This is a genomic window from Parvibaculum sp. (assembly GCF_049672805.1).
Lineage (GTDB): Bacteria > Pseudomonadota > Alphaproteobacteria > Parvibaculales > Parvibaculaceae > Parvibaculum.
Map to the genome: position 1 here is coordinate 1 of NZ_JBATWS010000248.1, position 5,646 is coordinate 5,646.

Consider the following 5,646-nt stretch of genomic DNA (forward strand, 5'->3'; position numbering starts at 1 on the left):
TATGGAGGCGGTGCGCCGCGTTGATCCCCTGCCGGTGGATGAAGAAGGCGCACATATTTTCCCCGCCTATATGACGGGCGTTGCGGATGGCTGATATGGATTTCTTTCCGTTTGTTCGCCCCTTTCTGAGCTTGATCGATCCTGAGAACGCGCATCGCATGACGATCCGCGCGCTGCGCATAGGGCTTGGCCCCCGCGAGCGGGGCGAAGATCCCGTTTCTCTGGGTGTTGATCTCTTCGGGCTACATTTCACAAACCCGGTCGGCATCGCCGCAGGCTTCGACAAGAATGGCGAAGTGCCGGATGCGATGCTTGCGCTCGGCATGGGCTTTGCGGAAGTGGGCACGGTGACGCCGCTGCCGCAGGCGGGCAATCCGCGTCCGCGCGTTTTCCGTCTGCCGCTCCATCGCGCCGTCATCAACCGGCTCGGCTTCAACAATGAAGGCCATGCCGCGCTGAAAAAGCGTCTCGAAGCGCGCGCGCGCCGCGGCGGCATTGTCGGTGTCAATATCGGCGCGAACAAGGATGCGGCAGACCGCATCGCCGATTATGAAGCGGGCATCCGGGCCTTTGACGGGCTTGCCTCCTATTTCACGGTCAATATTTCCTCGCCCAACACGCCGGGCCTGCGGGCCTTGCAGGGCAAGGCGGAGCTTGAACATCTCATCTCCCGCGTGCTTGCCGCGCGCCGTACCGACAGGGCGCGCCCGACGCCGGTGCTGCTCAAGATCGCACCTGATCTTGCAAAAGAGGAACTGGCCGACATTGCCGAGGTAGCGCTCCGCCTCGGACTCGACGGGCTGATCGTCTCGAACACAACCATTGTGCGGGAAGGGCTTGTCTCCGGCATTCATGCGAATGAGACGGGCGGGCTTTCCGGCGCGCCGCTCTTCACCATGTCCACTGCCGTGCTTGCGGAAATGTACCGCCTGACAGGGGCGCGCATCCCGCTTGTCGGCGTGGGCGGCATCTGCTCGGGCGATGATGCCTATGCGAAAATCCGCGCTGGCGCATCGCTTGTTCAGCTTTATTCCGCGCTTGCCTATGATGGGCCTGCGCTCGTCACACGCATCAAGCGCGAGCTTGCGGCGCGGCTTGCAGCCGACGGCTTCGCGAGCATCAAGGATGCCGTGGGCGCGGATGTGAAGCTCTGATCTTTCGAAGGGAGAAGGCGATGGCGAAAATAACCATCTATCACAATCCCCGGTGCTCCAAGTCGCGGGAGACACTGGCTCTGCTTTCGGAAAAAGGGATCGAGCCGACCGTCATCGAATATCTGAAGGAGCCGCCGTCAGCGGATGAGCTTCGCGCGATTCTGAAGAAGCTCAAGATGGACCCGCGCGACCTGATGCGGAAAGGCGAGGCCGTTTACAAGGAACTCGGCCTTGATGATGCGAAGCTTGGTGATGACGCGCTGATACGCGCCATGACGGAAAACCCGATCCTGATCGAGCGGCCCATTGTCGTCTCCGGCAGCAAGGCGAAGATCGGCCGTCCACCGGCAAGCGTGCTCGACATTCTCTAGGCGGCAGGTTCAATCCCGCGCCGCAGCTTCGGGAAATAAAGGGCGAGCGAGGCGGCGCGCATCATGTTGAAGCCCGTAAGGGCAGCCCATAGCCCGTGATTGCCGAAAGGCAGGAAGAGCCACCAGAGCGCGAGGAAAAAGCCGCTTGAGAGAAGAGCGGCATTCCGCATTTCTGCGCTGCGCGTCGCGCCGATGAAGATGCCGTCAAGCTGATAACACCAGACGGAAAGCACCGGCAGCATTGCCGCCCAGAAAAGATAGTGGCGCGCCGTTGCTCGCACATCTGTGTCCACCGACAGGAAGTCGATGGCAATGCCTCCGAAGATGAAAATGCCGGCGGTGAGAAGCAGCGACACGCCCGCAGCCCAGAGGGTGGAAAGCTTTACGGACATATCAAAGGCGCGCCCGTCTCGCGCGCCTGCTGCCTTTCCGACAAGCGTTTCGGCAGAAAGTGCAAAGCCATCGAGAAAAAAGGCGCTCACCGTCACGAATTGCAACAGGATCGAATTGACGGCCAGCGTGACCGTGCCCGCTTCCGCGCTTTTCGCCGTGAACCAGGCAAAGGAGAGAAGCAGCACCACGGTGCGGATCATGATGTCACGATTGACGGCGATGGTGCGGGCGAACCGCGCCGCATCAAGCAGCCGCGCGCGCGTCCAGGTGCCGGGATAGAACTTCAACGCATGGGCGGCGAAGAGAAGGCCCAGCAAGGCGGCAGAGACTTCCGCGATGAGCGTGCCAAGCGCAATGCCCGCAACGCCCCATCCAAGGCCAAGCGCAAGCCAGATATTGAAGAAGAGATTCACAAGGTTGAGAAAGACTTGCAGCACCAGCGCAATTTTTGCGCGGCCAAGCCCGATGAACCATCCGGCAATTGCATAATTCGCAAGTGCCGCCGGCGCGCTCCAGATGCGAATGTCGAAATAACGCCGTGCCAGCTCTTCAACCTCCTCACCTGCGTCAAGCAACGAGAACGCAATGAGCGAGATCGGCCATTGCAGCAGGTTGAGGCAGAGCCCGATGGCAGCCGAGATCAGCAGCGCACGGCCAAGCGAAGCGCGTATTTCCTCGCCGTCGCCCGCACCCTCTGCCTGTGCGGTGAGGCCGGTCGTGCCCATGCGCAGAAAGCCGAAGGTCCAATAGACCATGGTGAAAACGAGCGAGCCGAGCGCGATGGCACCGATATATTTCGGATCGCCCATCCGCCCCATGACGGCAGTATCGGCAAGGCCGAGCAGAGGGGTGGAGAGATTGGAAATGATGATAGGCAGCGCAATGGTCAGCACCGTTCGGTGCGTGATGCGCGGCCTATCCTCCGCCGCCTCGCTCATGATCCGGCTGGTTCATCCGCCGGATGAAGCAGGAAATGCCCATGCGCCGCAGCAATCGGCCGCGAGCGGTCGTCCTGCCAGGCTTCCGCATGAACGGTTGCGACGCGCCGCCCCTGCTTGGTGATGATGGCGCGGCCATATGTATCCACCGGGCGGCCCGAGCGCAGATAATCGATGGTAAGGCCGATGGGCTTGGGCAGCGGCCCCGTGCCCGCCTCAAAGGCAAGCTGGGCAATGGCAGTGATTTCCAGAAAGGCGCCAATCGTGCCACCATGAAGTGCAGGCAGGACCGGGTTGCCGATCAGCGTTTCGGAAAAATGCATCACTGTAGTGATTTCATTTCCCCGCTGATCGACCGTGATGCCGAGAAAGCGCGCATAGGGAATGCGCTGCATGAAGGCATTGATGTCGGGCACCTGCTTCGCGCTCATGCTTTCTCTCCGCCGCTGGTATCCGCATTCTGCTTCAGGAGCGCTTCTGCTTCCGCCGCCGCTTCCGGCGAGATCGGCATGGGCGTTGCCCGGTTTGCCGCCAGCATGAAAGTGCCGACACAGGTTGCAATCGGATCGTTCTCGTCCGTGTGATAGGCGGTGCCGCGCACAAAGGCGATGTTCTTCGTCACCTTGTAGCAATGCGCATGGCCCGTGAGGTCAAGCTTCGGCGTCGCAGGCTTCATATAGTCGAGGCGGAGATCGAGCGTTGCAATGGAAAGCCGCTCCGGCAGGGCAAGCTGCACGGCGATGCCGCAGGCATTGTCGAGAAGCGAGGTGATGACACCGCCATGAATGACGCCCGTTGCCGGGTTACCGATGAACCTTTCATCATAAGGTACGGAAAGCCAGGCCTCACCGCGCTTCGCATTCACAACATTCATGTTGAGCGCGCGTGCATGGGGGACATGCTGGATCAGCACATCCTTCATCAGCGCAATATGTTCGTCGGTAATCTGCTTTTCCGCCATCAGCCGCCTCCTCACTTTGCCTGTTAGTAGCGCCTTCGCCCGCGATCAAGTCAACTGGCATTTCTGTCCGTGCAATGCGTGAAGGGCAGGCTGATCTGCCGTAGCGTTTGCGCGCGGTATATGCGCCCGGCCTTGCTGATCTGGACCGGCAATTGCGAGTCACGCTACCGTAGCCGAATTGATATTTCATATTCGGAGTTCGTCATGTCAGTGCAAACAACGACGTCCGCCCGTGCTCTGCCAAAGGCTTGCATCATCGGGGCAGGGTGCAGCGGATTTTCCACCGCCAAGGCCCTTCAGGATCGCGGGATTCCGTTCGATATTTTCGAAATGTCGGACACGATTGGCGGTAACTGGGCCTACAAGAACAAGAACGGTATGTCGGCCTGCTACGAGTCGCTCCATATTGACACGTCGAAATACCGCATGCAGTTCGAGGATTTCCCCATCCCCGACGAGTTCCCGGATTTCCCCCATCACTCGCAGGTGCTTCAATATTTCAACGACTATGTCGATCATTTCGGCCTTCGCGAGAAGATCGAGTTCAACACCGCCGTCACGCGCTGCGAACTGACGCCCGAGGGGCTGTGGAAGGTCACGATTGATCGCTCCGGGGCGGGCGGACCGTCTTCCGAAACGCGCATCTATGACGCGCTCTTTGTCTGCAACGGGCATCACTGGGATCCGCGTTGGCCGACACCTGCATTCCCCGGCGAGTTCAATGGCGTGCAGATGCATGCACATTCCTATCTCACGCCTTTCGAGCCGGTGGACATGCGCGGCAAGAACATTGTCGTTGTCGGAATGGGCAACAGCGCGATGGATATTGCATCCGAATTGTCGCAAAGGCCGATCGCGAAGAACCTCTGGGTGTCGGCGCGGCGCGGTGTCTATATCTTTCCGAAATATATTGGCGGGCGCGTGGCCGACAAGGCATCGCTTCCACATTGGGTGCCGCTCCGCTTGCAACGCTGGCTCGCTGCCCGTGCGCTGAAGCGGGCGGTTGGCCGGATGGAGGATTACGGCCTGCCGAAGCCGGATCATAAGCCGCTCGAAGCGCATCCTTCCGTATCCGGAGAGTTTCTGACCCGGGTCGGTTGCGGGGATATCAAGGTGAAGCCGAATATCGAGCGCTTTGAGGGTGACAAGGTGCGCTTCACCGATGGCTCCACCGAGCAGGTTGACGTGGTTATCTATGCCACCGGCTACAATGTCTCCTTCCCCTTCCTCGACAGTTCGGTCGTGCAGGTGAAAGACAATCACATCCCGCTCTTCAAGCGGGTGATGAAGCCCGGCATCCCCAATCTCTTCTTCATGGCGCTGGCGCAGCCGCTGCCCACGCTCACCAACTTTGCCGAACAGCAGGCACGCTGGCTCGCTGCCTATCTCACGGGCGAATATGCGCTGCCCTCGAAGGAGGAGATGGAGCGGATCATCGTCGCGGATGAGCGCCGCTTCATCGGCCACTTCTACGACAGCCCGCGCCACAAGATGCAGGTCGATTTCAACATCTACTGCCACGACCTGAAGCGCGAATGGAAGGCGGGCGCGAAACGGGCCGCTGCCGCAGGCAATCCTCTGCCGGTTCCGGCACGGGCGGCCGCGGCGGTTTCTCAGGCAGCGGCGGAGTAGCGGCCCGGGCAATCTAAGTGGATGAAAAGAAAGGGCTTTCTGCGCGGGGTTGCTTCCGCGCAGAAAGTTGACGATTTTCGTCACCCGGATAGAGTGCGCGGGATTGTGTAGTGAGTCGGTGGTCGGAAAAGAAAGGCAGACAGGCCCGGACCGGCCATCACGGGGAGGAATGATGACGAAAGAAGGGGCCTCGGGGG

6 protein-coding genes are annotated in these 5,646 nt (G+C 60.4%); 3 read left to right on the forward strand and 3 right to left on the reverse strand.

The window, feature by feature from the left end; translation table 11 throughout:
- The first annotated feature begins 95 nt into the window (after positions 1 to 95).
- Positions 96 to 1,154 (forward strand): quinone-dependent dihydroorotate dehydrogenase, encoded by a 1,059-nt coding sequence (locus WBF74_RS08015; RefSeq protein ID WP_424437829.1) that lies wholly within the window; start codon positions 96 to 98, stop codon positions 1,152 to 1,154.
- Positions 1,155 to 1,174: 20 nt separating this feature from the next.
- Positions 1,175 to 1,525, forward strand: coding sequence for an arsenate reductase (glutaredoxin) (gene arsC / locus WBF74_RS08020; protein WP_424437832.1), 351 nt, complete (start codon positions 1,175 to 1,177; stop codon positions 1,523 to 1,525).
- Here the strand turns inward: arsC and WBF74_RS08025 are convergent.
- Genes WBF74_RS08025 through WBF74_RS08035 form a run of 3 tightly spaced genes read right to left on the reverse strand, consistent with a single transcriptional unit; the run spans position 1,522 to position 3,817 of the window.
- Positions 1,522 to 2,856 (reverse strand): MATE family efflux transporter, encoded by a 1,335-nt coding sequence (locus tag WBF74_RS08025; protein WP_424437835.1) that lies wholly within the window; start codon positions 2,854 to 2,856, stop codon positions 1,522 to 1,524. The genes arsC and WBF74_RS08025 overlap by 4 nt on opposite strands.
- Positions 2,853 to 3,287 carry a PaaI family thioesterase gene (locus WBF74_RS08030; RefSeq protein WP_424437838.1) on the reverse strand — a complete coding sequence of 145 codons (435 nt, stop codon included), beginning with the start codon at positions 3,285 to 3,287 and terminating at the stop codon, positions 2,853 to 2,855. Before WBF74_RS08030 ends, WBF74_RS08025 begins: the two co-directional genes overlap by 4 nt.
- Positions 3,284 to 3,817 carry a PaaI family thioesterase gene (locus WBF74_RS08035; protein WP_424437841.1) on the reverse strand — a complete coding sequence of 178 codons (534 nt, stop codon included), beginning with the start codon at positions 3,815 to 3,817 and terminating at the stop codon, positions 3,284 to 3,286. The genes WBF74_RS08030 and WBF74_RS08035 overlap by 4 nt, the downstream gene beginning before the upstream one ends.
- 204 nt (positions 3,818 to 4,021) lie before the next feature.
- Here WBF74_RS08035 and WBF74_RS08040 point away from each other — a divergent pair, with 204 nt between their 5' ends.
- The gene (locus WBF74_RS08040; RefSeq protein ID WP_424437844.1) at positions 4,022 to 5,449 is read left to right on the forward strand and encodes a flavin-containing monooxygenase; all 1,428 of its coding nucleotides are present in this window, start codon (positions 4,022 to 4,024) and stop codon (positions 5,447 to 5,449) included.
- Positions 5,450 to 5,646 lie beyond the last annotated feature (197 nt).